Source organism: Streptomyces sp. NPDC088730, from assembly GCF_044751215.1.
GTDB lineage: Bacteria > Actinomycetota > Actinomycetes > Streptomycetales > Streptomycetaceae > Streptomyces.
Window position 1 is genome coordinate 73463 of the sequence record NZ_JBIVLK010000012.1, and the last position, 22161, is coordinate 95623.

General features: G+C 72.0%; 24 protein-coding genes and 1 pseudogene. 11 read left to right on the plus strand and 14 right to left on the minus strand.

The features are described from left to right. Nucleotides 1-23 precede the first annotated feature (23 nt). From ACIP89_RS28770 to ACIP89_RS28780, 3 genes are read right to left on the minus strand one after another with little or no spacing between them, the layout of a single operon-like run. Nucleotides 24-1142 carry a YncE family protein gene (locus ACIP89_RS28770; RefSeq protein WP_402117480.1) on the minus strand — a complete coding sequence of 373 codons (1119 nt, stop codon included), beginning with the start codon at nucleotides 1140-1142 and terminating at the stop codon, nucleotides 24-26. A gap of 50 nt (nucleotides 1143-1192) precedes the next feature. Next, entirely contained in the window at nucleotides 1193-1789 is a 597-nt protein-coding gene (locus ACIP89_RS28775; protein ID WP_402117481.1) for an ankyrin repeat domain-containing protein, read from the minus strand. A gap of 25 nt (nucleotides 1790-1814) precedes the next feature. Further along, nucleotides 1815-2372, minus strand: a complete 558-nt coding sequence (locus ACIP89_RS28780) for a heme-binding protein (RefSeq protein WP_401932407.1) — start codon at nucleotides 2370-2372, stop codon at nucleotides 1815-1817. Nucleotides 2373-2615: 243 nt separating this feature from the next. On the opposite strand from ACIP89_RS28780, the gene ACIP89_RS28785 reads away from it, so the two are divergent. The 3 genes from ACIP89_RS28785 to ACIP89_RS28795 all read left to right on the plus strand — a co-directional run bounded on the left by ACIP89_RS28785 (nucleotide 2616) and on the right by ACIP89_RS28795 (nucleotide 5312). Continuing rightward, on the plus strand, nucleotides 2616-3935 hold the full coding sequence (locus ACIP89_RS28785; protein ID WP_402117483.1) for a sensor histidine kinase: 1320 nt from the start codon (nucleotides 2616-2618) through the stop codon (nucleotides 3933-3935). 72 nt (nucleotides 3936-4007) lie between these two features. Then, nucleotides 4008-4658 carry a response regulator gene (locus tag ACIP89_RS28790; protein WP_401932413.1) on the plus strand — a complete coding sequence of 217 codons (651 nt, stop codon included), beginning with the start codon at nucleotides 4008-4010 and terminating at the stop codon, nucleotides 4656-4658. A 192-nt stretch (nucleotides 4659-4850) separates the two neighbouring features. Then, the gene (locus ACIP89_RS28795) at nucleotides 4851-5312 is read left to right on the plus strand and encodes a hypothetical protein (RefSeq protein WP_402117484.1); all 462 of its coding nucleotides are present in this window, start codon (nucleotides 4851-4853) and stop codon (nucleotides 5310-5312) included. A gap of 77 nt (nucleotides 5313-5389) precedes the next feature. Here the strand turns inward: ACIP89_RS28795 and ACIP89_RS28800 are convergent. The 3 genes and pseudogenes from ACIP89_RS28800 to ACIP89_RS28810 form a co-directional block, all read right to left on the minus strand. After that, nucleotides 5390-5691: pseudogene (locus tag ACIP89_RS28800) on the minus strand (hypothetical protein); the annotation flags it as partial. 82 nt (nucleotides 5692-5773) lie between these two features. Further along, nucleotides 5774-6139, minus strand: coding sequence for a hypothetical protein (locus tag ACIP89_RS28805; protein WP_401932418.1), 366 nt, complete (start codon nucleotides 6137-6139; stop codon nucleotides 5774-5776). A 14-nt stretch (nucleotides 6140-6153) separates the two neighbouring features. After that, nucleotides 6154-7407, minus strand: coding sequence for a helix-turn-helix transcriptional regulator (locus ACIP89_RS28810; RefSeq protein WP_402117597.1), 1254 nt, complete (start codon nucleotides 7405-7407; stop codon nucleotides 6154-6156). Nucleotides 7408-7815: 408 nt separating this feature from the next. On the opposite strand from ACIP89_RS28810, the gene ACIP89_RS28815 reads away from it, so the two are divergent. After that, complete coding sequence (locus ACIP89_RS28815; RefSeq protein WP_402117485.1) at nucleotides 7816-8127, plus strand: hypothetical protein; 312 nt, start codon at nucleotides 7816-7818, stop codon at nucleotides 8125-8127. Between the two features lie 22 nt (nucleotides 8128-8149). On the opposite strand, the gene ACIP89_RS28820 is transcribed toward ACIP89_RS28815, so the two are convergent. The 4 genes from ACIP89_RS28820 to ACIP89_RS28835 all read right to left on the minus strand — a co-directional run bounded on the left by ACIP89_RS28820 (nucleotide 8150) and on the right by ACIP89_RS28835 (nucleotide 10374). Continuing rightward, on the minus strand, nucleotides 8150-8983 hold the full coding sequence (locus ACIP89_RS28820; RefSeq protein ID WP_402117486.1) for a hypothetical protein: 834 nt from the start codon (nucleotides 8981-8983) through the stop codon (nucleotides 8150-8152). A gap of 339 nt (nucleotides 8984-9322) precedes the next feature. Continuing rightward, nucleotides 9323-9502, minus strand: a complete 180-nt coding sequence (locus ACIP89_RS28825; RefSeq protein WP_402117488.1) for a hypothetical protein — start codon at nucleotides 9500-9502, stop codon at nucleotides 9323-9325. A gap of 41 nt (nucleotides 9503-9543) precedes the next feature. After that, nucleotides 9544-9714 carry a helix-turn-helix transcriptional regulator gene (locus ACIP89_RS28830; protein WP_402117489.1) on the minus strand — a complete coding sequence of 57 codons (171 nt, stop codon included), beginning with the start codon at nucleotides 9712-9714 and terminating at the stop codon, nucleotides 9544-9546. An 87-nt stretch (nucleotides 9715-9801) separates the two neighbouring features. Beyond that, nucleotides 9802-10374, minus strand: coding sequence for a TetR/AcrR family transcriptional regulator (locus ACIP89_RS28835; protein ID WP_402117491.1), 573 nt, complete (start codon nucleotides 10372-10374; stop codon nucleotides 9802-9804). A gap of 83 nt (nucleotides 10375-10457) precedes the next feature. Here ACIP89_RS28835 and ACIP89_RS28840 point away from each other — a divergent pair, with 83 nt between their 5' ends. After that, complete coding sequence (locus ACIP89_RS28840) at nucleotides 10458-11408, plus strand: NADP-dependent oxidoreductase (protein ID WP_402117493.1); 951 nt, start codon at nucleotides 10458-10460, stop codon at nucleotides 11406-11408. A 275-nt stretch (nucleotides 11409-11683) separates the two neighbouring features. Next, nucleotides 11684-12181, plus strand: a complete 498-nt coding sequence (locus tag ACIP89_RS28845; protein ID WP_073733003.1) for a hypothetical protein — start codon at nucleotides 11684-11686, stop codon at nucleotides 12179-12181. A 28-nt stretch (nucleotides 12182-12209) separates the two neighbouring features. On the opposite strand, the gene ACIP89_RS28850 is transcribed toward ACIP89_RS28845, so the two are convergent. Next, nucleotides 12210-12917, minus strand: a complete 708-nt coding sequence (locus ACIP89_RS28850; RefSeq protein ID WP_402117494.1) for a pentapeptide repeat-containing protein — start codon at nucleotides 12915-12917, stop codon at nucleotides 12210-12212. A 111-nt stretch (nucleotides 12918-13028) separates the two neighbouring features. On the opposite strand from ACIP89_RS28850, the gene ACIP89_RS28855 reads away from it, so the two are divergent. Continuing rightward, nucleotides 13029-14231 (plus strand): NAD(P)-binding protein, encoded by a 1203-nt coding sequence (locus tag ACIP89_RS28855; protein ID WP_402117495.1) that lies wholly within the window; start codon nucleotides 13029-13031, stop codon nucleotides 14229-14231. A gap of 81 nt (nucleotides 14232-14312) precedes the next feature. Beyond that, on the plus strand, nucleotides 14313-15314 hold the full coding sequence (locus ACIP89_RS28860) for a zinc-binding dehydrogenase (protein WP_402117496.1): 1002 nt from the start codon (nucleotides 14313-14315) through the stop codon (nucleotides 15312-15314). A gap of 55 nt (nucleotides 15315-15369) precedes the next feature. On the opposite strand, the gene ACIP89_RS28865 is transcribed toward ACIP89_RS28860, so the two are convergent. After that, nucleotides 15370-15846 carry a GNAT family N-acetyltransferase gene (locus ACIP89_RS28865; protein WP_401932441.1) on the minus strand — a complete coding sequence of 159 codons (477 nt, stop codon included), beginning with the start codon at nucleotides 15844-15846 and terminating at the stop codon, nucleotides 15370-15372. A 34-nt stretch (nucleotides 15847-15880) separates the two neighbouring features. Next, entirely contained in the window at nucleotides 15881-16843 is a 963-nt protein-coding gene (locus tag ACIP89_RS28870) for an aminoglycoside phosphotransferase family protein (protein ID WP_402117497.1), read from the minus strand. A 33-nt stretch (nucleotides 16844-16876) separates the two neighbouring features. Between ACIP89_RS28870 and ACIP89_RS28875 the strand changes: the two genes are divergently transcribed. The 3 genes from ACIP89_RS28875 to ACIP89_RS28885 all read left to right on the plus strand — a co-directional run bounded on the left by ACIP89_RS28875 (nucleotide 16877) and on the right by ACIP89_RS28885 (nucleotide 21114). Then, nucleotides 16877-17551 carry a rhomboid-like protein gene (locus ACIP89_RS28875; RefSeq protein WP_402117599.1) on the plus strand — a complete coding sequence of 225 codons (675 nt, stop codon included), beginning with the start codon at nucleotides 16877-16879 and terminating at the stop codon, nucleotides 17549-17551. 76 nt (nucleotides 17552-17627) lie between these two features. Beyond that, nucleotides 17628-19028 carry an NAD(P)/FAD-dependent oxidoreductase gene (locus ACIP89_RS28880; RefSeq protein ID WP_402117498.1) on the plus strand — a complete coding sequence of 467 codons (1401 nt, stop codon included), beginning with the start codon at nucleotides 17628-17630 and terminating at the stop codon, nucleotides 19026-19028. A 352-nt stretch (nucleotides 19029-19380) separates the two neighbouring features. Next, complete coding sequence (locus tag ACIP89_RS28885) at nucleotides 19381-21114, plus strand: PE-PGRS family protein (protein ID WP_402117499.1); 1734 nt, start codon at nucleotides 19381-19383, stop codon at nucleotides 21112-21114. Nucleotides 21115-21277: 163 nt separating this feature from the next. Here ACIP89_RS28885 and ACIP89_RS28890 read toward each other — a convergent pair whose 3' ends face one another. Next, the gene (locus ACIP89_RS28890; protein WP_402117501.1) at nucleotides 21278-22159 is read right to left on the minus strand and encodes a hypothetical protein; all 882 of its coding nucleotides are present in this window, start codon (nucleotides 22157-22159) and stop codon (nucleotides 21278-21280) included. Nucleotides 22160-22161: the final 2 nt, after the last annotated feature.

Genomic DNA, 22161 nt, shown 5'->3' on the forward strand with positions numbered 1-22161 from the left:
AGGGGGATGCCCGGACCATGGTTTCAGAGCACCGCGATCCCCAGCGGCCGGTTCCCCGCCGCCAGCCGGACCGGAGGGCTGTCACCGGCCAGGCCGACGACCGTGAGCCCGTTCCAGTACCCGTCCCGGGTGAAGCCCCCGGTGACGTACGCCGTACGGCCGTCGGCGGAGACCGCCACGTCCTCGTGCGGACCGTCCAGGGGCACGAGCCGTTCGGTGCCGTCGGGGGCCCGGACGGTCAGCGACGCGTCCTCGTCGTCGGACGCGATCGGTCCGGTGCCGACGACGAGCAGCGTGCCGTCGGGGGTCAGCGCCGCCCCGTGCTGGTGGGTGTTGGCCGTCATCCGCTCGACGGCGACCTTCCCGGTGCGCGGGTCGAGGACCGCCAGCCGCTCGCCCTCGAACGGCAGCAGCAGCTTGCCGTCCCCCGGCCGTACGACCGCGTAGTGCGGCTTCAGCCAGGAGCCGAGACCGCCCTCCGTGCCGTACGGCGCGACCTCCATCCGCCGGGTGCGCAGCGTGTCCGTACGGACCGAGGTCACGTCGAAGGAGTCGTGCCCGGTGGCGTACGCCTCGCCGCCGTCGCGCGAGACGTCCACGTCGAAGGGGCGGCGGCCCACCGGCGCGGTGCCGGTGACCTCGCGGCTCCCGGTGTCGATGACCTCCAGCACCCCTTTCGCACCGGGCACGTTGACGCCCACGTAGACGTGCCGGCCGTCGGGCGCGAGGGCGATGCCCATGCCGCCGCCCCGGTACTCGCCGGTCGTGACGGGACCGGTCGCCGTCCGGTACGGGATGCGGGCCGTCCGGGTACGCGTCTTCGTGTCGACCACCGCGACGCCCTCGGCCGTCGCCACCCAGGCCCGGCCGTCCGCGCCGACGACCAGCCCGTACGGGGCGGTGCCGACCTCGACCCGGTCGAACGCGCCGCGCTCCGGATCGACGAACGTCACGGTGTCCCCGCCGAAGTCGGCGAGGAGCAGGGTGCCGTCCTTCGCGGCGGGGGGCTTCGCGGTGGGGGCCGTGGTGGCGGGGGCCTTCGCGGCGCTCGTGGCGGGCGGCGGCGCGGGGGACGGGTCCGCCGCGCAGCCCGCGAGCACCGCCGCCGCCGCGAGGGCCACGACGGCGCGACGGGGATGCACCGAGTGAAGGCGTTTCCCGGCGCGACGGGAGATCCCGGCGTGGCGGGGATTCACCGGGTGTCCCGCAACAGCGCCGCGATCTCCGCGAAGCCCCGGCGCTCCGCGTGCTCCAGGGCCGTGACCCCGTCGCCGTCCGGCAGCCCCGGTGTCGCACCCGCGGCCAGCAGCAGCTCGACGATCTGCCGGTGCGCCCGGCCGCCGTCACCGAGGATCACGGCCTCCAGCAGCGCCGTCCAGCCCAGCCGGTTGACGTGGTCGACGTCGATGTCGGTGACCCTGAGCAGCTCCCGTACGTAGGCGACATGGCCGCGCTCGCTCGCCGGGATCAGCGCGATGCCGCCGAACCGGTTGCGGAGCTTCAGGTCGGGCCCGGCCGGCAGCAGCGCGTGCAGCATCGGGACGCTGCCGGTGACGCCCGTGGCCAGCCAGGGGCTCTCCTCGCGCCGGTCCTGCGCGTCGGGGTCTGCGCCCGCCGCGACGAGCAGCCGGGCGGCTTCGACGTGGTCCCCGTGGACGGCCAGGAGCAGCGGGGTGCGGAGCTCCGCGTCGCGGACGTCCACCCGGGCACCGCCCTCGATCGCGGTCCGCACGGAATCGGTGTCGCCGGTGCGTGCGGCGTCGAGCAGCTGCTGATCGAGGGCGTTCATGCCGGTCTCCCGTACGTGGTGGTGACTACTTGGCCAGCGCGGCGGCGCCGGCCTGGGCGAACTTCTCGTCGAGGTCGCCGCTGGGCGCCCCCGCCACTCCGATGCCCGCGACCGGGGCACCCTTGACCTGCACCGGGGCGCCGCCCGCGAGGAACAGGGTGCCAGGGATGTCCTTGAGGTTCGGCGTCTGGGCCAGCCGCTTGGCCAGCTCGGAGGTGGGCGCGTTCCAGGACACGGCGGTGTACGCCTTCTTCTCGGCGGACTCGTACGCCTGCGGGCCCGCGCCGTCGCCGCGCAGGGTGACGATGGTGTTGCCGTTGCGGTCGACGACGGAGACGGCGACCTTCTGGTGCTCCTTCTCCGCCGCGTCCAGGGCCGCCTGCGCGGCCTTCGACGCGGCGTCCACGGTCAGGTGCGTGGACTGCTGGAGGTTCCGGTTCGCGGTGTCGGCCTTGACGGCGGCGGCGGGTGCGGCGGCCGGGGCCGAGGCGTTCGCGGACACGGCACCGAGGGTGCCGGCCCCGAGAGCGGCGGCGGCGACGGCGCCGGTCAGTACACGGGTGCGCAGCGACATCTTCTTCATGGTGGGCTCCTCCGGAGTGGCCGTGGGTGGCCGTGGGTCTTTCCTGCGTTCTGAGATCAATGCTCCGGCCGGACCCGTGGCCGTACGGTCGGCGTACCGGCTGGACACCGGGCGCGGTACGGCTGACGGCCCCATCGGCCGATCGGTTGATGCGGCGGCGGCCGATCAGGGTGACGATGGAATGTCCGCGCAGGTCAGCAGCGGTTCCGTGGAACGGGAACGGTTCACAGAAGGGGGTACGGGGTGGAGCGGCGAAGCCGGCCGGTACGCGTCGCCGGGCAGACCGGCGCCCCCGGCACCCGCAGGCTCTCCACGCATGAGCGGGGCGCCCCCGGCAGCTCCGTACATGAGCGGGGCACCCCCGGCACTCGCGGTCTCTCCCTGCTGATGCACGCCGCGTTCTTCCTGCTCCTGGGCGCCTCGCTGACCCGGTTCCTGCTGCGCCACCCCGGCGAGGCCCGCACCCCGTGGATCATCGGGCTGTCCGTCGCCTTGGCCGCCCTGTACGTGATCGGGCCGGTGCTCGGTTCCCGCCCGACACCGCGCAGCCTGCTCTGGCTGGGGGCGCTGGTCGCCGTGTGGATGGTGCTGGTCGTCCTCGCGCCGAGCTTCGCGTGGTGCGCGGTGCCGCTGTTCTACACCGGGCTGCGCATCCTGCCGCCGCGCGCCGCGCTCGCCCTGGTCGCGCTCCTCACCCTGTTCGTCGTCGCCGCGCAACTGCGGCTGGCCGACGGTTTCGACCCGAACCTGATCCTCGCCCCGCCCGCCGTCGCCGCCGTCGCGACCGCCGTCTTCGTCCACATGCGGCGCCAGGCCGCAACGCAGAACGAGCTGATCGACGACCTGCTCCGCACCCGCCGCGAGCTGGCCGCCACCGAACGGCGCGAGGGCACCCTCGCGGAGCGCCAGCGGCTCTCCATGGAGATCCACGACACCCTGGCCCAGGGCCTGTCCAGTCAGCAGATGCTGCTCCAGGCCGCGGACCGCACCTGGGACACCGACCCGGCGACCGCCCGCCGCCACATCCGTACCGCCACCGGTATCGCGGAGCGCAACCTCGCCGAGGCCCGCCGCTTCGTCCACGACCTGGCCCCGGCGGACCTGGCGGAGGGCGGCGGCCTGGACGCGGCGCTGCACGCGCTCGCCGCCCGCGAGACCGCGCAGGCGCAGGGCCGGCCGACCGTCCGCTGCCACGTCGAGGGCGCACCCGCCCACGCGCTGCCCGACCGGGTGCAGTCCGCGCTGCTGCGGATCGCCCAGGGCGCCCTGGCCAACGTGACCGAGCACGCGGGCGCCACCGAGGCCGCGCTGACCCTCACCCACCTCGACGACCGGGTCGTCCTCGACATCGCGGACAACGGCCACGGCTTCACGCCCGCCGCACACACCGGGGAGCCGGGCGGGGTGCGCGGGCACGGGCTGCCCGCGATGCGCGCCCGGCTGCGTCAGCTCGGCGGCAGCCTCACCATCGAATCCGCCCCCGGCGAGGGCACCGTGGTGACCGCCGCCGTCCCCCTCACCGACGGACCGTCCGCCGCCCTCACCCCCCAGGACCCCGCATGACGACCGCCCCCACCCCACCAGACCGGGACCCCGCATGACCGCCGCCCCCACCCCACCGAACCGGGACCCCGCATGACCGCCGCGCACCCGCCCGTCCCCGCGCCCGTCCGCATCCTGCTCTGCGACGACCACGCCGTCGTACGCGCCGGGCTCCTCGCCCTCCTGGGCAGCGAACCCGACATCGAGGTGGCGGGCGAGGCCGGCAGCGGCGAGGAGGCCGTCGCCCTGGCTGCCAGGCTCGCCCCCGACGTCGTCCTGATGGACCTCCAGCTGGGCGAGGGCATCGACGGCGTCGAGGCGACCCGCCGGATCGTGGCCGGCACGGAAGGCGCCCACGTCCTGGTCCTCACCACGTACGACACGGACGCCGACATCACCCGCGCCATCGAGGCCGGTGCCACCGGCTACCTGCTGAAGGCCGAACGCCCGGAGGAGCTCTTCGCCGCGATCCGCTCGGCCGCCCAGGGCCGCACCACGCTATCCCCGCCCGTCGCCAGCCGCGTCATGGCCCGCATGCGCAAGCCGCTGCCCACCCTCACAGACCGCGAACGCGACATCCTCGGCCAGCTCTCCCGGGGTCTGGGCAACCGCGACATCGCCCGCGCCCTGTTCATCAGCGAGGCCACGGTCAAGACCCACCTGGGCCGCATCTACGACAAGCTCGGCGTCGACACCCGCGCCGGGGCGGTCGCCGTGGCCAAGGAGCAACGGCTGCTGCCTTGAGGGCTGAGGGCATGCGGGCCCCCAGGGTTTTCCCGCGTTCGGGTGGTTTGCCGTCTCGTACCGCTCCTTCAGAGCTTCTGCAGCGTTGCCCGGTGGTCCGGCCGACCTTTGGTCCGGCCCACTTGTTGCCGCGGGAGGCTGTCGACCGGAGTCGGTCGCGGGTCGCGGCAGTCACCAGGCGAAGGAGTCACCTTGGAAAGCATGAAATCCGGCGTCTATCGCATCGTCAGCTGGCCCGGCGAACTGGTCCCCGAGGCGCGGGTCCTCACAGCCGGGGAAAATGGCGTGACCGTCACGGCTCCGGGGGCCGCGCCGGAAAGAGATCAAGAGTTCAGGGTGGAGGTCCGCGAGGGCGGCCTCGCCGCCATCCAGATCCCCGCCCGCCTCTTCCCCTCTCGTTCCCTGAGCTACAAGGAGCCGGAGAAGGGCGAGAGGGTGGTCCTGGGGCCGGTGAGCGACTTCCCGACCCGTGAGTGGAAGATCGAGCCGGCTCCGCAGAAGCCGTTCCCGACACCCTTCTTCATCCGTGTTCCAGATCAAGATCTGATGATGGTCATCTCGTCGAAGCCGATCTTCCCGCCCGAGCTGGAGCTGGCGCCTTTCGACCTCGACCTCCAGAATGCCTGGGCGCTCCTGCCCGTCGCACGGGATTAGGGCCTGTCCGGCTGAGGACACCCTCCCCATGCGCATGGCGTTCAACGTCGTGGAGCACGTTGGGACTGGTCCCTTCGGCGCTGCTTGTACTTCTTCGCGTCGAAGGACGGCGGTCGGCCGCCGGCACTGCCTCGCCGCAGACGGTGGCCGATCCGGTCGGACGGCTGGGGGATGACAGCGTGGATACCGCGTCGAATGCTCCTGCCCCGGCCGCGTGCGGGTGAGCCCGGCAGACAGTGGAGTCCACCGACACGGCCCACCCCGCCTCGTCAGCAGCGTCCGCCTGGGCGAGGACTGCAGCGAGGGTCCGCCGCCAGGTGCCGTCGGCAGCCCATCGGATCAGGCGCTTGTGTGCGGTCTGGAACGCGCCGATCTCGTGGGAGCGAAGGGGAAGACCCTCAGCCCGCCGTACCCGCCCTGACGGCCCAATCCACTGTTCACCCAGGAACGTTCCGGTGTGGTTAGCTCAGAGCCTTCTCGATGGCCTCGAAGATGTCGGCGTCCGTCTCCTGCTGCCAGGACGGCAGGTCGGGCCAGTCCGCTACGTAGCCCGGCTTCGGCTCCTCGAAGCGCTTGAACATCTGTGCCGTCCAGCACGTCGCGACGAACCGGCTCTTCTGCTCGCGGGACAACCTCGACGTGTGGCCACCGCTGACCTCGACGAACAGCCGGACCTGGTCGTAGACCGAGCCTGCGGCCTCGCGCTCCCACTGCGGGGTGTCTTCCCACGGGATGACGTAGCCGGCCTTCGGCTCCCCGGGAAAGTGCTGGTGCACCCCCGCGATCCAGGTTTCCCGGAACAGTCGCGCACCTTCGGTCTGCGGCATGCCTACCCCTCTCGTCACGGCGTGCTCAGCATGGCGATCTCCGCCCCCAGCTCCGCCACGCGGTGGTCACGGCTCAAGGGACCGAACTCGTCGCACAGGGCTCGGAGTCTACGGGCGACGTACCCGGACGCGGATGCTCGGGCCAGGCCGACGGCTTCCCTGCCGTACGCCACGACTTGCTCGACGTCCCGCCGCTTCGCGCCGATGGCGGCCAGGTCGGTGAGCACTGCTCCGCGTCGCCGGTACGACTGCCCGGATGCCAGGGCTGTCTGCTCCAAGGCATCCTTCAAGGCGTTCTCCGCCAGGTCGAGACGGCCGAGCTGTACGTAGCGCGCCCCCCGTTCCTCGGCCAGCCGCGCACCATCGAACCGAAGCCATCCACCGTTGACGCTGCCCGCGGGGAGGTCGCGGACAGTCTCCGCCTGATCCATCGCACGCTCGCACGCGTCCAGGTCGCCGAGGCCGGCGTGTGCCTCGGCTTGGACGGAAGCGACCCAATACCGAGTCGAGAGGTTGTTGTCCCCCCGGCCGGCCAGTCGCTCGGCCGCGTCGAGCAGCTGCGCCGCCTGGCGGTAGCACTGCTCGGACATGTCCACGTAAGCGTGGCGAACGAGCGCGCATGCCCAAAGGTCGTACGCCTCGGCATCCTTGCTGATCGATGCCGCGAGCGAGTACGACGCCGCTGCGTCGGAGTACCGATTGCGGTCGAACGCGACCTCTCCGGCCAGCTGGAAGAGGTCGGAGGCCGCGTTCAGAAGAGGGCGCGCGCTTCCACGATGGCCCGCCAATGCCTCGTTGAGTGTCGTCAGCTGGTCACGGATGACGGGGTACACGGAACCCTTGGAGCGGGCCAGTTGGTAAACCTGCCAGAGGTGGCTGTTCATGCGTGCGAAGTCGGCGGGCACCCCCCGGCGGACGCCCTCGGTGAGGGCCTCGGCCTCCTCGACCGGCAGGGTGGCAAAAACCCCGCTGACCGTCAGTATGCGGAGGAATTCGCGGCGGATCATTTCGTCGGGGTCTCCCGCGCTCGGGGGGTCACTGAACTGGGGCCCTGCGGCCGTCCGGTCTGCGGCTCGTGCTGGTGCCAGGAGAGCGTCCAGCTCTTGGAGGCTGACTTCGAGGGCGGTGGCCAAGGACCTTCGCTGGGGCGGCTGAGGAGCGGCTTTGCCGCTTTCCCAGCGTCCGACAGTAGTGCGGTCCACACCGAGTAACTCGGCCAACGTCTCCTGGCTGTAGCCCAGGGTCCTGCGTCGTTCCGCCAATCCCATCGCGCCCCCTTCCTGCGGTTTCGGGGCCTTCAGCGCCCGTCCACGGATCTGCGTCAAGACTGCCGCATAGATGCCGTGGAGACCTCCGACTTCGCGCGCTTTCCTGGATGTTGCCCCAGACGAGCAGCGGGATTCACAAAGGAGTTCGGTCATGACGACGAGAGACGAGGCTCTGGCGCGCGAGCCGGACGGTGAGGCGCGGACGCGGGGCCTGGGCTCTTCACCGAGGGCCCTCATGGCCCTCCGGGTCTCCCGCGACTCCGGACGGATTTGGGGCCAGGTGACAGAGGTACAGGAAGACGAGAGTCCGATGGCCCTCGACAACCCCGGTCGCTTCACGCCATGCACGTGCCCGCGCTGCACGGACCAGTCCCCGCGCCTTGGACCCTCCTCTCGGGTGAAGTCGTGATGCGGTGCGCGCACTGGCTCCGGGTGCCCCTCGACCTGGCACGGGAGGCGCTGGAGAAGTCGGCCGCCACGTACGTCGACAGAGCGGTGCAGTGTCAGTTGTCCGCGCACGAGGGCGAGCACTTCGGTCTCCTCATCGACGCCGGCACGTACGGAACCGCGCTGTGGCTCCGCTGGCACGGGGCGGACGAGACGGAACTTCTCGTGCTGCCGGACTGCCCGGTGGCCGCCCCAGAGCACGACGGTGAGGGCTGCTGCCTGTTCGCCGACCACGTCGAGCGGCACACCTGGGAAGACGCCCTGGAGGCGTGATTCGGCCGCAGAGCGTGCAGCATCACCGGTGTCCGCGCTCGGCGCGGGGTACCAGTCCGGCGCGTACGGCGCTCATCCTGGCGCGTACGCCGTGGTCGGGTACGGCGCCCGCAGGGCCGTTGGGGGTTGTGGGGGTTTGTGGGGCGTTGCCTCGGCAGTTTCCGCAGAGTCCGCCGGGCATGGCTGTCGCGTTGCCGGGGGCGCGGCATTCGCGGCATTCGAGGGTGCGCAGGACGACTCGGGGGGTGGGTGAGGCTTCGCGTACGGGTGGGAGTTTGTCCAGGAGGCGTCGGCGGAGGAGGGAGGCGGCGTGGTGGATGCGTGGGGGCAAGCCTTCGGTGAGGGCGTGCAGGACTTCCGGTTCGGTGGCGCCGCGTTCGAACCATTCGGTGACCTGGGGTTCGAGCGTCACGCAGTCCCTGTGCGAGAGGGTGAGCGTGGGGGTGTGGCGGCCGAGGGCGGCGAGCAGGATGAACGCCCGTGAACGGGTGGGGCGTTGGGGAGCCTGCTGTTGCGGTACGTCGCCCCGGACGAACGCGTTCCACCACTCGTCCCCGCGCGAGGTGCGGGAGAAGAACGTCCGGGTGACCCAGAGCAGTGCTTCCTCCGTCGCGATGCATTCGCTGCCCCGGCGCAGGTGGCCCGCTTCCTGGAGCCGGTTCAGCGTGGTGCGCAGGGCGCACTGGCCGTACGGGAGCACCTTGGCGAGGGTCTTCACGGAGATGTCGGCACCGTCGCACAGCCCGTCGATATACGCGGCGACAGCGGCGTCACGGGGCAGCAGGTGCACGAAATCGTGATCGGTGCGCGGGCGCTGGCCGGGCGCGGAACGCTTGCCGTACCCGGGACTGGCCATCGGGTGATCAAGCGTGGGAACAGGGACGGGCACAGAGGAGGGGGCGGCACTAAGCTGGCTGGCAGCCATCAGATCGCTCCGTACGATCGAAGTGGTCAGGCCCTCGTTAGGTGTTTCTGCACCGACGGGGGCCGCTTTGGTCCTGCTGACGCTAGAGCGCGGCTACCCTCCGTGGCAAGTCGATCGCGAAAAGTCAACCCTCAAGGCAGGGAGGGTGGGTGGGCATTCAGTACCTCCACCCATTCCGCTGAAAGAGCGCTCGGAACTCGACGCTTGAGCCCCGAGCGTGAGCTGCGGTTAGGGGGGTGACCGACGGATCGCGCCGCACCGGCCTGGTGCTCACATCCGCCGGCGCAGCACCCTCACGGATTCCACGCAGGAAACGACGCCAAGGCCGACGGGCCAGAAGACCGGCGATCCGCTTCCGCCGCCCGCCAGTTCACTCACCAGACCGCCGGGATTCGCCAGCGCGAGTACCCCGTCGGTCACCGCCCAGGCCGACAGACCCGTCCGGGCCATTCGCTCGCCGGTCTCCTCAGTGAGTCCCCGACAGGTATCCCTCAGTGAGCCCCCGACAGGTCTCGCCCCGGCGACTCAACAGCACCAGGGCGAGCGGCGTACCGCTCGTTTTCGATGGCGTTGACGGTCTGGCGCGAGATCCCGAGCGCCGTCTCCAACTGCGCCCGCGAGAGCCCCTGCCCAGACCGCAGTTCTCTGAGCCTGTTCCTCATATGCAAAGCGCGCTAAACACGCCGGCCGACCCCGCTGGAGTGGGCCGCGGTCGGCCCGGTGGGCGCTGCTCCTCTTCTGCGGCCGACTCAGCGGACCGTCGGAGCCGGCGGCGCGACCACTTCGCACAGCTCGGCGGCGGCCTGGGCCATGAGCTTGGCGAGGGTGGTGTCCGGCTCGGCGAGCCAGCGGGGCATGGCGCGCCGGTGGATCGCCAGCACCACGTCGATGATGAAGCGTGCTTTGCCGGGCTCGACGCCGCGGCGCTCAAGCGCCGGCGCCAGCGCGTCGGCGATGTCGGCGAGCTTGATCAGATCGCGCTCGGCCAGCGCCGGGTTGGCGGCGATCACTCTTCCCCGGCGCAGCAGGAACTCGCGTGGGCGGAAGATCTCCTCGGCGGTTCCCAGCGCGGTCAGCAGCGCCTCGATCGGGGTGAGACCCGGATCGGCCGCCTCGACCTGGGCGACCAGGTGGGCCTCAAGTTCGTTGCCGGCGAAGAGGACTTCCCGCTTGTCGGGGAAGTAGCGATAGAAGGAGCGCTCCTTCAGACCGGCGGCGCCTGCGATCTGCGCGACCGAGGTGCGCTCGAACCCCTGCGTCTCGAACAGTTCGAGCGCCGCGCGTTCGAGCCGGCCCTGTGCATCGGATTCCCATCGTGGCATACCCACCAGAGTACGACAACAGAAGCTGTCATCAGCTGGTACGGTCAATGACAACAGATGCTGTTATCAGCTAGGAGATCGTCATGAAGGCTCTGCAGTTCGACCGGTTCGGCTCCCCGGACGTGATCGTGCTCCGCGACGTCCCAGAGCCGGAGCCGGGACCCGGCCAGATCCGGATCGCCGTGCGGGCCTGCGGCCTGACACCGGCCGACTGGCACGTCGTCGACGGTCTCCTCGCCGACCACCTGCCGCCGCTGCCGCGCGGGCTCGGCCTTGAGGTCGCGGGCACCGTCGACGCGCTCGGCGAGGGCGTCACCGGCGTCCAGATCGGCGACCGCGTGTTCGGCCCGGCCACCTTCGACGGCCCGACGGCCGGCGCCGCCGAGTACGCGCTGATGCCGGCCTGGGCACACATACCCGAGGGCGTGACCGCCGAGCAGGCCGCCGCGCTGCCGATGGCGGCCGAGACGGCGTGGCGCGCGCTCGACGACCTCGGCGTCCAGCCGGGTGAGCTGCTGCTCGTCCACGGCGCGGGCACCACCGTGGGTGAGGCGGCGGTGCGCTTCGCGCTGCACCGGGGTATTCGGGTGATCGCCACAGCCGGGCCGACCCGGGCCACCGCCCTGGAAGAGATCGGCGCCCAGGTGACCGCCTACGGCGAGGGCATGGCCGAACGCGTCAGCGCACTGACCCCAGGCCCCGTGGACCGTGCCCTGGACGCCACGCCGACCGGGGGTCGGATCGACCACGCCGACCGGCCCAGTCCGGCTGGCGGCTCGCTGCCGACCTTGATCGAGCTGACCGGGAACCCCGACCGTGTCCTGACCGTCTCGGACTTCGCCGCCGCAGCCGAACTGGGCGTCCGGATCACCACCGAGATCCGCTACGACCAGATGAATGAGTTCGCCAGGCTCGCCGGCGAAGGCATCCTGGTCGTACCGGTCGCCCGCACCTACGCCCTCGACCGGGTCCAGGAAGCGGCCGAGCTCAGCCGATCCCGCCGCCCCGGCGGCAAACTCATGCTCGTCCTGTGATCGCGTTGCCGGCCTGATCAGGCGGAAGGAGTCCGCGCGACCCCGGTGATCACGTGGTGACCGCACCCGTTCCCGACCAGGGTCCCCCACAGGATCGCGAAGTCACACCAAGGTACTGGGCGTCCTGCGCGTGCTCCGGTTCCCTTCAGTCCAGGTCGGACATGTCGCGCACGAAGCGGTAGCGGACGTCGTTCCGCCTTGGACGGTCAAGAGCTGTGTCCACCCGCGCCCACGGACCGGCAGGAGCGACACGCCGGGCATGACACCATCGAACCGTGCTCGATATCGGCTACTCCCTCTCCCGGCGCTTCCCCGACCCCCCGCAGACCGACTACCGCCGGGCGGACGTCCACGCCCTGCGCCACGATCTGTTCTCCGGGGACGTCTACCTCGCGGACACCAAGGAGGACCGCGAGGTATCCACAGGCTGGGGATGGGTGCCGGTGCTCGACTTCGCCTGGGCCCTGTGCGACATCGTCGAACAGCTCGACCGCGACCCCCGCGGCAACCGCTCGCACCGCCGCCAGTTCGCGGAACTCGACTTCACCGAGTCGTCCGACCGGATGCTCTTCGAGCGCCGCTTCGGCTGGGTCGACGTCGAGGCCGACTGGATGCCCGCGGAGGAGGCACCGCTCACCTTCAACCACGCCCTGCTGCGCCGTGAGGCCCGCGACTTTCTGCACGACCTGATCGCGGACCTCTCCGACATGCACGAGGGCCTCGCGGACAACCCGGTGGTCTGGGACCTCCAGGCCCGCTTCCCCCGCCTCTGACCGGGCCCCTTCCGGCCTCAGCGCGTGCTCACGCCTCCACCCGCACCCCGATCTGCGCCGCGAACGCCGGAGCCAGCTCCATCAGCTGCGAAGGGCTGATCACCGCGCCCGCCAGCCGCTCCACCCCACGCGCGATGTCCAGCTCCGCGACCGTCCGCAGATCCACCGACTCCATCCGCGCCGCGCTGAAATCGGCCCGCTTCAGCACGCAGTCCCGGAACTCCACCCGGTCCAGCTGCGCGCCCCCGAAATCCGGCTCGGAGAGCACACAGCCCTCGAAGACCACGTCCTTCAGCCGGGCCTTCCGCAGATTCAGGTAGTCGATCTTCCCGCCCCGCACCAGCACCCGCTCCAGCACCGCGCCGTGCAGCTGCACCCCGCCCAGGCGCGCGTCCACGATCTCCACGTCACGCAGCGACGCCCCGGCGAGATCCGTGCCCACCCCCCGTACGCCCGTCAGCACCGAATCGATGAACCGGGCCCTGACCAGCTCCGTACGGTCCAGCGCGCAGTTCTCCAGCGCGCAGTCCATGAACCGGGCGCCCGGACCCGACTCGTCCGCCAGATCCACGGACTCGAAGCGCACCCCGTCGTAATCCCCGTCCGGCTCAAGCCCCCCACCGCCGAACGGTTCGAGCGGCGGCAGCCGCACCTCAGGGCGCCGCGCCTCCGCGACCCCGTCCTTGCCGCCCCGGCCCCTGCCGCTCCCCTGACCACTACCGCTGCTGCGCACCATCCCCCCATCGTGACGCACCCCACTGACAACGCCCCGCCCGCCGATGTCACACCCGGGCCCCCGCCACCCGTCATGTACGCGAAGGCACCTCCAGCGAAGGAGACGGGGACCATGCAGCGCATCCACATCATCGGCGGGGGTCTCGCCGGATTCACCGCAGCCATCACCGCGGCCGAGTCCGGCGCCCCGGTGACCGTCCACGAGGCCCACCACACCCTCGGCGGACGCGCCAGGACCGCGGAGGAGGGCCCGTACCGCACCAACGAGGGACCGCACGCCCTCTACCGCCGCGGCCCCCACTGGACCTGGCTCGACCGGCGCGACCTCCTCGGCCCCACCACCGCCGTCCCTCCCCTCGAAGCCACCCGGCTCCGCTTCCGCCACCGCTCCACCCTGCGCCGCACCCCGCCCCTCGCCCTCCTCCGGCTCAGCCGCCGCAGCGCCGCACGGGTCCCGGCCGACATCGACTTCCGTACCTGGGCCACCGCGCAGGTGGGCGAGGAGGGCGCCCGTATCGCCGCCCACTACGCGGCCGTCGCGCTCTTCCACCACGACCCCGGCAGCCTCTCCGCCGCGTTCGTCCAGGAACGGCTGCACCGGGCCGGCGCGCTGCCGCCGGAAGCCCGCTACCCGATCGGCGGCTGGGCGCAGATCATCGACCGGATGGCGTCCCGCGCCTGGAACCTCAGCGTCCGCATCGAGACGGCGACCCGCATCGACACCGCCGCCCTCGACTCCCTCGCCCGCACCGGCCCGGTCGTCGTCGCCACCTCCCTCGACGCCGCCCGCACCCTCCTCCGCGACCCCACCCTCGCCTGGGCCTCCGGCCGCACCGCCCTCATCGACCTCACCCTGCGCACCCGCCGCGGCGACGCGTTCGCCGTGTCCGACCTCGACGCCCCCGGCTGGATCGAACGGTTCACCGCACAGGACGGCACCCTCGCCCCGGCCGGTGAACAACTCCTCCAGGGCCAGTTCCCCATCGGCCCCGACGAGTCCAGGTCCACCGGAACCGCCCGCGCCGAAGAACTGCTCGACCTCGGCTACCCGGGCTGGCGCGAGCGCACCGTGTGGCGGCGCGACGCCCTCGCCACCGGCCGCACCGGAGCCGTCGACCACCCGGGCACCACCTGGCGCGACCGCCCCGCCATCGACCGGGGCAACGGAATCTTCCTCGCGGGCGACCAGGTCGCAGCGCCCGGCCTGCTCAGCGAGGTCTCCTTCAACAGCGGCATCGAAGCGGCCCTCCTCGCCCTCCGGGCCACCGAACACCGCCCCGCGACCCGCCACCTCGACCGCTCGGACACCGCTTGACCTCAAGGCTTGACCTCAAGCGCGCTTGAGGCCGAAGAGTGGGCTCACCGGCACCGACACCGACACCCCGGGGAGCCCACCATGCACGCCGTCCGCCTCCACGCCTTCGGCCCCGCCGAGAACCTCGTCTACGAGCGCGTCGAGGACCCCGCCCCGGGGCCCGGCCAGGTCCGGATCGCCGTCCGCGCCGCCGGCGTACACCTGCTCGACACCGCCCTGCGCCAGGGGATGACCGGCCCCTATCCCGCCCCCACCCCGCTGCCCACCGTCCCCGGCCGCGAAATAGCCGGCACCGTCGAATCGCTCGGCGAGGGCACCGACCCCGGCTGGCTCGGCCGGCACGTCGTCGCCCACATCGGCAACGTCCCCGGCGGCTACGCCGAACTCACCGTCACCGAGGCCGACAAGCTCCACCCCGTACCCGACGGCCTCGACGACGCCGAGGCCGTCGCGATGATCGGCACCGGCCGCACCACCCTCGGCATCCTCGGATTCACCCCGCTCGGACCCGAGTCGACCGTCCTGGTCACCGCCGCGGCCGGCGGCATCGGCACCCTGCTCGTCCAGTACGCCAAGAACGCCGGAGCCACCGTCATCGGCCTCGCCGGAGGACCCGCCAAAACGGGCCTCGTCCGCGCCAACGGCGCCGACCTCGCCGTCGACTACACCCTCCCCGACTGGCCCCGCCAGGTCCGCACCCACCTGGACGCCCTCGGCCGCCGCGCCACCGTCGTCTACGACTCCGTCGGCGGTACCACCGCACGCGCCGCCGTCGACCTCCTCGGCAAGGGCGGACAGCACGTCGTCTACGGCTGGTCCGGCCAAGGCCTCGACGACGGCCGGCCACTCACCTTCACCGAGGACGAACTCGCCGCCCGCGCCATCACCTCGCAGAGCGTCCTCGGCCCCGCGATGATCCAACGCGGCGGCGGCCTGCGCGCCCTGGAGACGCGTGCCCTCGCCGAGGCCGCGGCCGGCCGTCTGCGCCCCGCCGTCCAGCGCTACCCGCTCGCCGAAGCGGCCGCCGCCCACCGTGCCCTGGAAACCCGCGGCACCACCGGCAAGGTCGTCCTCATCCCCTGATCCGAAGGACAGCCCCCAGAGCCCCGCCCGGCGAACCCGGCCCGGACGGGAGGCGCTACCGCCCGCCCAGCTCCGCCAGCGCCCCGTCCGTCAGCCGGTACACCGTCCACTCGTCCTGCGGCCGCGCGCCCAGCGACTCGTAGAACGCGATCGACGGAGCGTTCCAGTTGAGCACCGACCACTCCAGCCGCTCGTAGCCGCGCTCCACACAGATCCGCGCCAGCTCACCCAGCAACGCCCTGCCGTGTCCGCCGCCCCGCCGCTCCGGGCGCACGTACAGGTCCTCCAGATAGATGCCGTGCACACCGCGCCAGGTGGAGAAGTTCAGGAACCACAGCGCGAAGCCCACTACCTCACCGTCCTCGTCCGACTCCGCGATGTGCGCGAACGCGGCGGGCCGCTCACCGAACAGCGCCTCGCGCAACTGCTCCTCAGTAGCGTTCGCCTCGTGCAGCGCCTTCTCGTAGTCGGCCAGCTCACGGACCATCGCGTGAATGGCGGGGACATCGGCGGCGGTAGCGGTACGGATCATGGGGGCAGCGTAAACAGTGCCGCGCCGCCCGCCGCTACCGGCCCAGCAGCCGCCGCGCGATCTCGGCCTGCTCCGGCTCCAGCCGCCGCGCACCGTCCTCCGCGCCCCAGCACGCGTTCTGCAGCACCCGCCCCAGCGTCCACGCACGGGACCGCGCCCGGTCGAGACCGAGCACCTCCGTCATCAGATCGAACCGCCACCCCACCGCCTCCGCGTCGAACTCGTTGACCAGAGCCGGAAACAGCTCGAACCCCGGATCGCCCGCCAGCGGCTTCGGATCGATCGCCACCCACCGCGTCTCCGCCGCCCCCGCGGAGCCGTCACGCGCACCACGCCCGTCCCCCTCCCCCGCCGGTCCGCCCCGGTACCCGGCCAGCACGTTGCCGAAGTGCAGATCCCAGTGCAGCAACCGGTCCCCCGGCTCCCCCGCGACCTCCCGCACCGCCGCCGCGCAGTCCGCCAGCAGCCGCCGCTCCGCCGAGTCCGCCAGCAGCCCCACCGCGCCCGGCGCCGCCGCCAGCATCCGCGCCGACACCTCGGCAAGGCCCCGCAGACCGCTCCCCACCGGAGCCCGCACCGCCGTCAGCCCCGCCAGCAGCTCCGCGATGATCCGCACCGCCTCCCGTACATCCGCCGTCCCGGACAGGGAACGACGCCCGTCCAGCCGCTCCAGCAGCATCGTCCCCGTCGCCGGATCGTGGTCCAGCAGCTCCACCGCACCCGCCGACGCCTCGCCCCACGCCCGCAGCGCGAGCGGCTCCCCCGCCGTCTCCGCGTCCACCGCCTGCAACTTCAGCGCGGCCGGACGCCCGTCCGCCACCCGCACCACCGGCAGCACCAGCGCGCACACCCCGTACAGCGCCTCGCCGTCCCGGCGCAGCCCCCACCGCTCCAGGAACTCCGCCGCCAGCCCCGGCAGCGCGGCCAGGAACGCCCGCCCGGCCGCACCGTTGTACTTGGACTGAGTGGCGATCAGCGCATCCGGAATGTCAATCACGCCGCCGATCCTAGGAGCGTGCGTCAATCGGATATGACCCCGAGCCACCCCGCCCCGCCCACGCGGCCCCGCCCCGCCCCCATCACGTGGCTCCGCGGCGCCGGCTCATGGATCCGCAGCGCCCCCGGCACCTACGTCTGGCTGCTGGCCCTCTTCGTCACCACCGTCATCGTCCACCAGATGTCACCGGACTTCGAGGAGGACTTCCTCCGGCAGCGCTCCACCAACATCCACGAGCTGTCCCAGAACCCCGTACGCGTCCTGATCAGCAGCGCGTTCTGGATCGACGGCGGCGAATGGCTCCCCTACGCCGTGCTCTACACCGTCTTCCACGCCCCGGCGGAACGCCGTCTGGGCACGCTGCGCTGGCTCACCGTCGTCGCCGCCGCGCACGTCCTGGCCACCCTCGTCAGCGAAGGCGTCCTGGCCTGGGCCATCCGGCACGGCCACGCGCCCGGGACCGCCGCGAACACCCTGGACGTCGGGGTCAGTTACGCCCTCGCCGGGGTCGTCGCCGTCCTCACCTACTACGTCCCGCGCCCCTGGCGGTACGTGTACCTCTTCGCCGTCCTCGTCATCTACGGCGTCCCGCTCGTCACCGGCGCCACCTTCACCGACGTCGGCCACTTCACCGCGGCGCTCATCGGCCTCGCCTGCTACCCGCTGACCCGCCGCCACCACGAGACGAAACCGGGCCCCGCCCAGTAACGTCCAGCCACGCGGACCACCGCACTCCACGGCCGGCCACACCACCGGCGCAAGTCACCCGGACAGCAGGGGCAACATGAGCACCGTCAGTACAGCCAACGGCGGCATATCCTTCTGGTACGCGGACCAGGGCACCCCCCTCCCCCGCGAACCCCTGCCCGGCGACGCCACGGCCGACATCTGCATCGTCGGCGGCGGATACACCGGCCTGTGGACGGCGTACTACCTCAAGAAGGCCGTCCCCTTCCTCAACATCACCGTCCTGGAAGCCAAGTTCTGCGGCTACGGCGCCTCCGGCCGCAACGGCGGCTGGCTCTACAACGGCGTCGCCGGCCGCGACCGCTACGCCAAGCTGCACGGCCACGAAGCGGCCGTCCGGCTCCAGAGGTCGATGAACGACACCGTCGCCGAGGTCATCCGCGTCGCGGACGAGGAGAAGATCGACGCGGACATCCACCGGGGCGGCGTCCTCGAAGTGGCCTGCACCCCGGCGCAGCTCGCCCGCCTGAAGGACTTCCACTCCGTGGAGATCGCCTTCGGTGAGACCGACCGCACCCTGCACGGCGCCCGCGAGACCGCGGAACGCGTCCAGGTCACCGGAGCCATCGGCTCCACCTGGACCCCGCACGGCGCCCGACTGCACCCCGCCAAACTCGTCAAGGGCCTCGCGGACGTCGTGGAGGGCCTCGGCGTCACGATCCACGAGTCGACCCCCGTCACCGAGATCAAGCCCAAACACGCCGTCACCCCGTACGGCACGGTCCGCGCCCCGTACATCCTGCGCTGCACCGAGGGCTTCACGGCGGGCATCAAGGGCCAGAAGCGCACCTGGCTCCCGATGAACTCCTCCATGATCGTCACCGAGCCGCTGCCCGAATCCCTCTGGGACACCATCGGCTGGAACGGCCGCGAGACCCTCGGCGACATGGCCCACGCCTACATGTACGCCCAGCGCACCGCCGACGACCGCATCGCCCTGGGCGGCCGGGGCGTCCCGTACCGCTACGGCTCGGCCACCGACAACGACGGCCGCACCCAGCCCGCCACCGTCGAGGCCCTGCGCGACCTGCTGGTCCGCCTCTTCCCCACCACCGCGGGCACCCGCATCGCGCACGCCTGGTCCGGGGTGCTCGGCGTCCCCCGCGACTGGTGCGCCACCGTCACCCTGGACCGCTCCACGGGCCTGGGCTGGGCGGGCGGCTACGTCGGCTCCGGGGTCGCCACCACCAACCTCGCCGCGCGCACCCTGCGCGACCTGATCCAGCAGGACTCCGGCCAGGGCGGCCCCACCGAACTGACCGCCCTGCCCTGGGCCAACCACAAGGTCCGCCGCTGGGAACCGGAACCCCTGCGCTGGCTCGGCGTCCACGGCATGTACGCCGCCTACCGCGCCGCCGACCGCCGCGAACTCACCTCGCCCCGCACCGGCACCGACCCGATCGCGAAGATCGCGGACCGGCTTGCGGGACGGGGCTGAGCGGGTCGGAACGGACAGCCCGGCTCGGTCCGGGACCGACAACCCGAGTCCGTCCGAACCGACGGACCGGCTCGGTCCGGAACCGACAACCCGGCTCCGTCCGGAGCCCGACAGCCCAGGTCCGGAGGGGCAGCGGCTCTGCCTCTGCGGGCAGATCTTCTCGTGGGGCCGCTGCCCGGAGCATGCAACGCCACTGGTGGGACCGGGTGCGACGGAGCGCCCGCGGCCCCCGGACCGGCCCGTGGAGGTTCCGGACCCGAAGCCGGGGACCTAGCGTTTCACTTCACCGGTCTCGGTCAAGACGCACCGGTCCCGACCGACAAGGGGCACTGGTCTCGGCTAAGGGGTGTCAATGAAATCCCACGACAGGAAGCGCTCCGCCGCACCGGCCGGCCAGGAGAAGACCGCACGCACGGCCGCACCCACCGGGTTGATGGGGGTGCAGGCCAGCAGCGGCAACCAGGTGGTGCTGGAGATGATGCGCCGCGGGCACGAGGAGGAGGGGCGCCGGCACGGTGAGGCCGTGCAGCGCTCCGTCGGCGGGGCCACCACGGTCCAGCGCGCGGAACCCACCGGGCAGGAGGGCGCCGAGACAGCCGGACCGGCGCAGGAGGCGGACCCGAAGGGCAAGGAGATCATCGCCCGGCTCAGCCAGTCGATCGAGCAGCACACGACCCAGACGAAATCCAAGGCGAACATCTTCGCGCCCGGCACCTGGTGGCCCGAACAGTGGATGGTCGACGGGCCCGCCCGGCTGCGGAAGACCCTGGAACGGCGGGTGATGCGGGGGGAGGCGTTCAGCGACGAGGAGCTGGCCGACATCAGGCAGCTGTCCGCGGTCAATACGAAGTGGCTGAAGGATGTGGGCATCGGCAGCTACGAAGAGGCCGAGACGTACGCCAAGGGGCCGTTCGACGACTGGTTGAAACTGGACCCCGGCAAGCGCGTACTCACCGCGACACTGGCCATCGGGAAGCGTCCCGACATCCTGTCGGACCTGTCCGGCCGCGCACCCACGGACCCGGCCTACACCCTCGGCCGGTTCATGCTCACCCAGACCCCCGGCACCGACCCGCAGAAGCGGAAGGACCTGGAGACGGAGCGCGACCAGCAGATCCGCGACACCGCCGTCGACACGCTCCACCCGGAGGGCATAGCCCCCGAGCGCATGCACGACGGTTCCGTCCCGGCGGAGGGCACCCCGGTGGGCAAGGACGGGAAGAAGGCGCCCGACTACGTCGAGAAGGACGCTCAGGGCCGTGAAATGCTCACCAAGATCCTGCTCATCCTGCGTCACGGACTTCAGCTCTACGCCCCGGAGAAGAACCGGCACGTGGCGGACCACGAGCAGGACGTCATCCGTGCGCTGTCCCACGGCGGCCGCGTCAACGTGCGTATCCCCGCGCTGAGCGCGAAGGACGATCCCGCCTACTGGCTGCCGCACTTCCTCGGCGCGACCCAGGACGCCACCAAGGGGGAGCCCGCGGAGCACGTGTCCGAGCGGGGCTTCGCCACCCACCGCACCGAGATCGGCCCCAACAAGGGCGAGAAGCAGGGAAAGTTCAAGGAGAAGGGCGGCGTCAAGGCGTCCCTCACCAACAAGCTCGCCATCGGTGCCGCCCGGCCGAAGCTGTGGGGCCAGGACATCTCCGGCGGCGGATTCGGCTCCAAGGACTGGAACGGCGCGATGGTCCTGCCGAACGGCTCGTACGGCCACGTCCTGCTGGTCTACCACCGCCCGACCATGGAGAAGGACGGGTCCCTCCAGATCGGCGTCGAGACCATCGCGCCGCACGCGGAAAGCCCCGTCGGCTACGAACACGACTTCCGTTCCACCGAGGCCACCTCGAACCCCGAATCCATCCTGCACGGCCACAAGGGGGACAAGATCGGCTCCGGCGGCCTCGGCATGAACGAACGGTACGTCGACCTGCGGGACATGGGCGCGAAATCGGCCGGCGGCTGGCGAGGCTACCTGGAGGAGATCAAGCAGCAGTGGGACCGGGACCTCGCCGCGACGGACGGCAACGCGGAGGAGCGCCGTGCGCTCTACCAGGAGCTGGTCGGCAAGCGCCCCTCGGCATGACGTGCGCCTCCGCGCCTCCCGGCCGCGGGGCGCGCTGATCCGCCCTTCGTAGGGGGAGGCGGAGCCGGCGGACCGGTTCGCAGGGGCGGGTCCGCAGGGCCGATGAGCCGCGTCCCGGCCGGATGCGCGTCCGCATCCGGCGCGAGGGCCAACGGCGCTGGGATCAGCTGCCGTTCGTACGCCGCTGCCTGCGGATGACGGCGGCGCCGCCGCCCGCGAGGGCGAGTGCGGCGCCGGAACCACCGGCAACGAGCAGGGTGGAGGAGGGGCTGTCGCTCCGCGTGCTCGGGAGGCTGTAGCCGCTGGAGTAGCCCTTGGTGTCGTACTCCGAGCCCGGCAGCTTGTCGGCGTAGCGGGACTTCACCAGCTTCTGGTAGTCGCTGAGCGATGCCGAGTCCTGACCGCCCAGCCCCTGGCGGGCCTCGTCGTTGAGCGGCTCGACGGTGGTGAGCTTGAGCCGGTACCAGCCTCGGATCTGCGGCTCGGTGAAGACGAGCGTGCCCAGACCCGCCTTGGCGGCGTACACGGCGTCGCTGTCGCCGTCGCGCACGCCCGCCAGGTGCCAGCCGCCGCCCTGGCTGGGGGCCAGCATGACGGTGGCGGTGCGGTCGTTGACGCTCGCGCTCAACGTGGAGACCAGCTGCGTCAGCTTGATCGCCTCCGTCGGCAGCGGCTGAGCGGTGCCGGCGGCGAACTCCGGGGTGATCTCGTTCCGCGCCACGGGGTCCTTGATCGTGAACTCCGGCAGGCCCTGGCAGGGCTCGGCCGTCTCGGGGATCGTCTGCACCGGATCGGTGCCGCCCTCGGTGGGCACCGGAGTACGCAGAAAGCGGCAGACGGTGTCGCGCACGTCGGCGGAGTGCACCGCGTCGAGAGCGGCCTGGTAGTCGGGGATGTCGGCGGGGAGGGGGTCCTTGGCCGGGGCCGCGTGTGCCGGGCCGGCGACGGACAGCAGGGCCGAGGCGGCTGCTGCGACGAGGACGAGCGGACGGGCGGAGCGGGCCGCCCGGCTGCCGGACGGTGAGGTGCAGCTGGTGTTGCGCATGT

Excerpts from the sequence above, each read along its gene's own strand:
- ACIP89_RS28830 (WP_402117489.1), bottom strand. The coding sequence starts at position 9,714 with ATGAGGAACAGGCTCAGAGAACTGCGGTCTGGGCAGGGGCTCTCGCGG.
- ACIP89_RS28810 (WP_402117597.1), bottom strand. The coding sequence starts at position 7,407 with ATGGGATTGGCGGAACGACGCAGGACCCTGGGCTACAGCCAGGAGACG.
- ACIP89_RS28805 (WP_401932418.1), bottom strand. The coding sequence starts at position 6,139 with ATGCCGCAGACCGAAGGTGCGCGACTGTTCCGGGAAACCTGGATCGCG.
- ACIP89_RS28815 (WP_402117485.1), top strand. The coding sequence starts at position 7,816 with ATGCGGTGCGCGCACTGGCTCCGGGTGCCCCTCGACCTGGCACGGGAG.
- ACIP89_RS28835 (WP_402117491.1), bottom strand. The coding sequence starts at position 10,374 with ATGCCACGATGGGAATCCGATGCACAGGGCCGGCTCGAACGCGCGGCG.
- ACIP89_RS28825 (WP_402117488.1), bottom strand. The coding sequence starts at position 9,502 with ATGGCCCGGACGGGTCTGTCGGCCTGGGCGGTGACCGACGGGGTACTC.
- ACIP89_RS28820 (WP_402117486.1), bottom strand. The coding sequence starts at position 8,983 with ATGGCCAGTCCCGGGTACGGCAAGCGTTCCGCGCCCGGCCAGCGCCCG.
- ACIP89_RS28775 (WP_402117481.1), bottom strand. The coding sequence starts at position 1,789 with ATGAACGCCCTCGATCAGCAGCTGCTCGACGCCGCACGCACCGGCGAC.
- ACIP89_RS28880 (WP_402117498.1), top strand. The coding sequence starts at position 17,628 with ATGAGCACCGTCAGTACAGCCAACGGCGGCATATCCTTCTGGTACGCG.
- ACIP89_RS28840 (WP_402117493.1), top strand. The coding sequence starts at position 10,458 with ATGAAGGCTCTGCAGTTCGACCGGTTCGGCTCCCCGGACGTGATCGTG.
- ACIP89_RS28790 (WP_401932413.1), top strand. The coding sequence starts at position 4,008 with ATGACCGCCGCGCACCCGCCCGTCCCCGCGCCCGTCCGCATCCTGCTC.
- ACIP89_RS28875 (WP_402117599.1), top strand. The coding sequence starts at position 16,877 with ATGACCCCGAGCCACCCCGCCCCGCCCACGCGGCCCCGCCCCGCCCCC.
- ACIP89_RS28890 (WP_402117501.1), bottom strand. The coding sequence starts at position 22,159 with ATGCGCAACACCAGCTGCACCTCACCGTCCGGCAGCCGGGCGGCCCGC.
- ACIP89_RS28865 (WP_401932441.1), bottom strand. The coding sequence starts at position 15,846 with ATGATCCGTACCGCTACCGCCGCCGATGTCCCCGCCATTCACGCGATG.
- ACIP89_RS28855 (WP_402117495.1), top strand. The coding sequence starts at position 13,029 with ATGCAGCGCATCCACATCATCGGCGGGGGTCTCGCCGGATTCACCGCA.
- ACIP89_RS28885 (WP_402117499.1), top strand. The coding sequence starts at position 19,381 with ATGAAATCCCACGACAGGAAGCGCTCCGCCGCACCGGCCGGCCAGGAG.
- ACIP89_RS28860 (WP_402117496.1), top strand. The coding sequence starts at position 14,313 with ATGCACGCCGTCCGCCTCCACGCCTTCGGCCCCGCCGAGAACCTCGTC.
- ACIP89_RS28780 (WP_401932407.1), bottom strand. The coding sequence starts at position 2,372 with ATGAAGAAGATGTCGCTGCGCACCCGTGTACTGACCGGCGCCGTCGCC.
- ACIP89_RS28850 (WP_402117494.1), bottom strand. The coding sequence starts at position 12,917 with ATGGTGCGCAGCAGCGGTAGTGGTCAGGGGAGCGGCAGGGGCCGGGGC.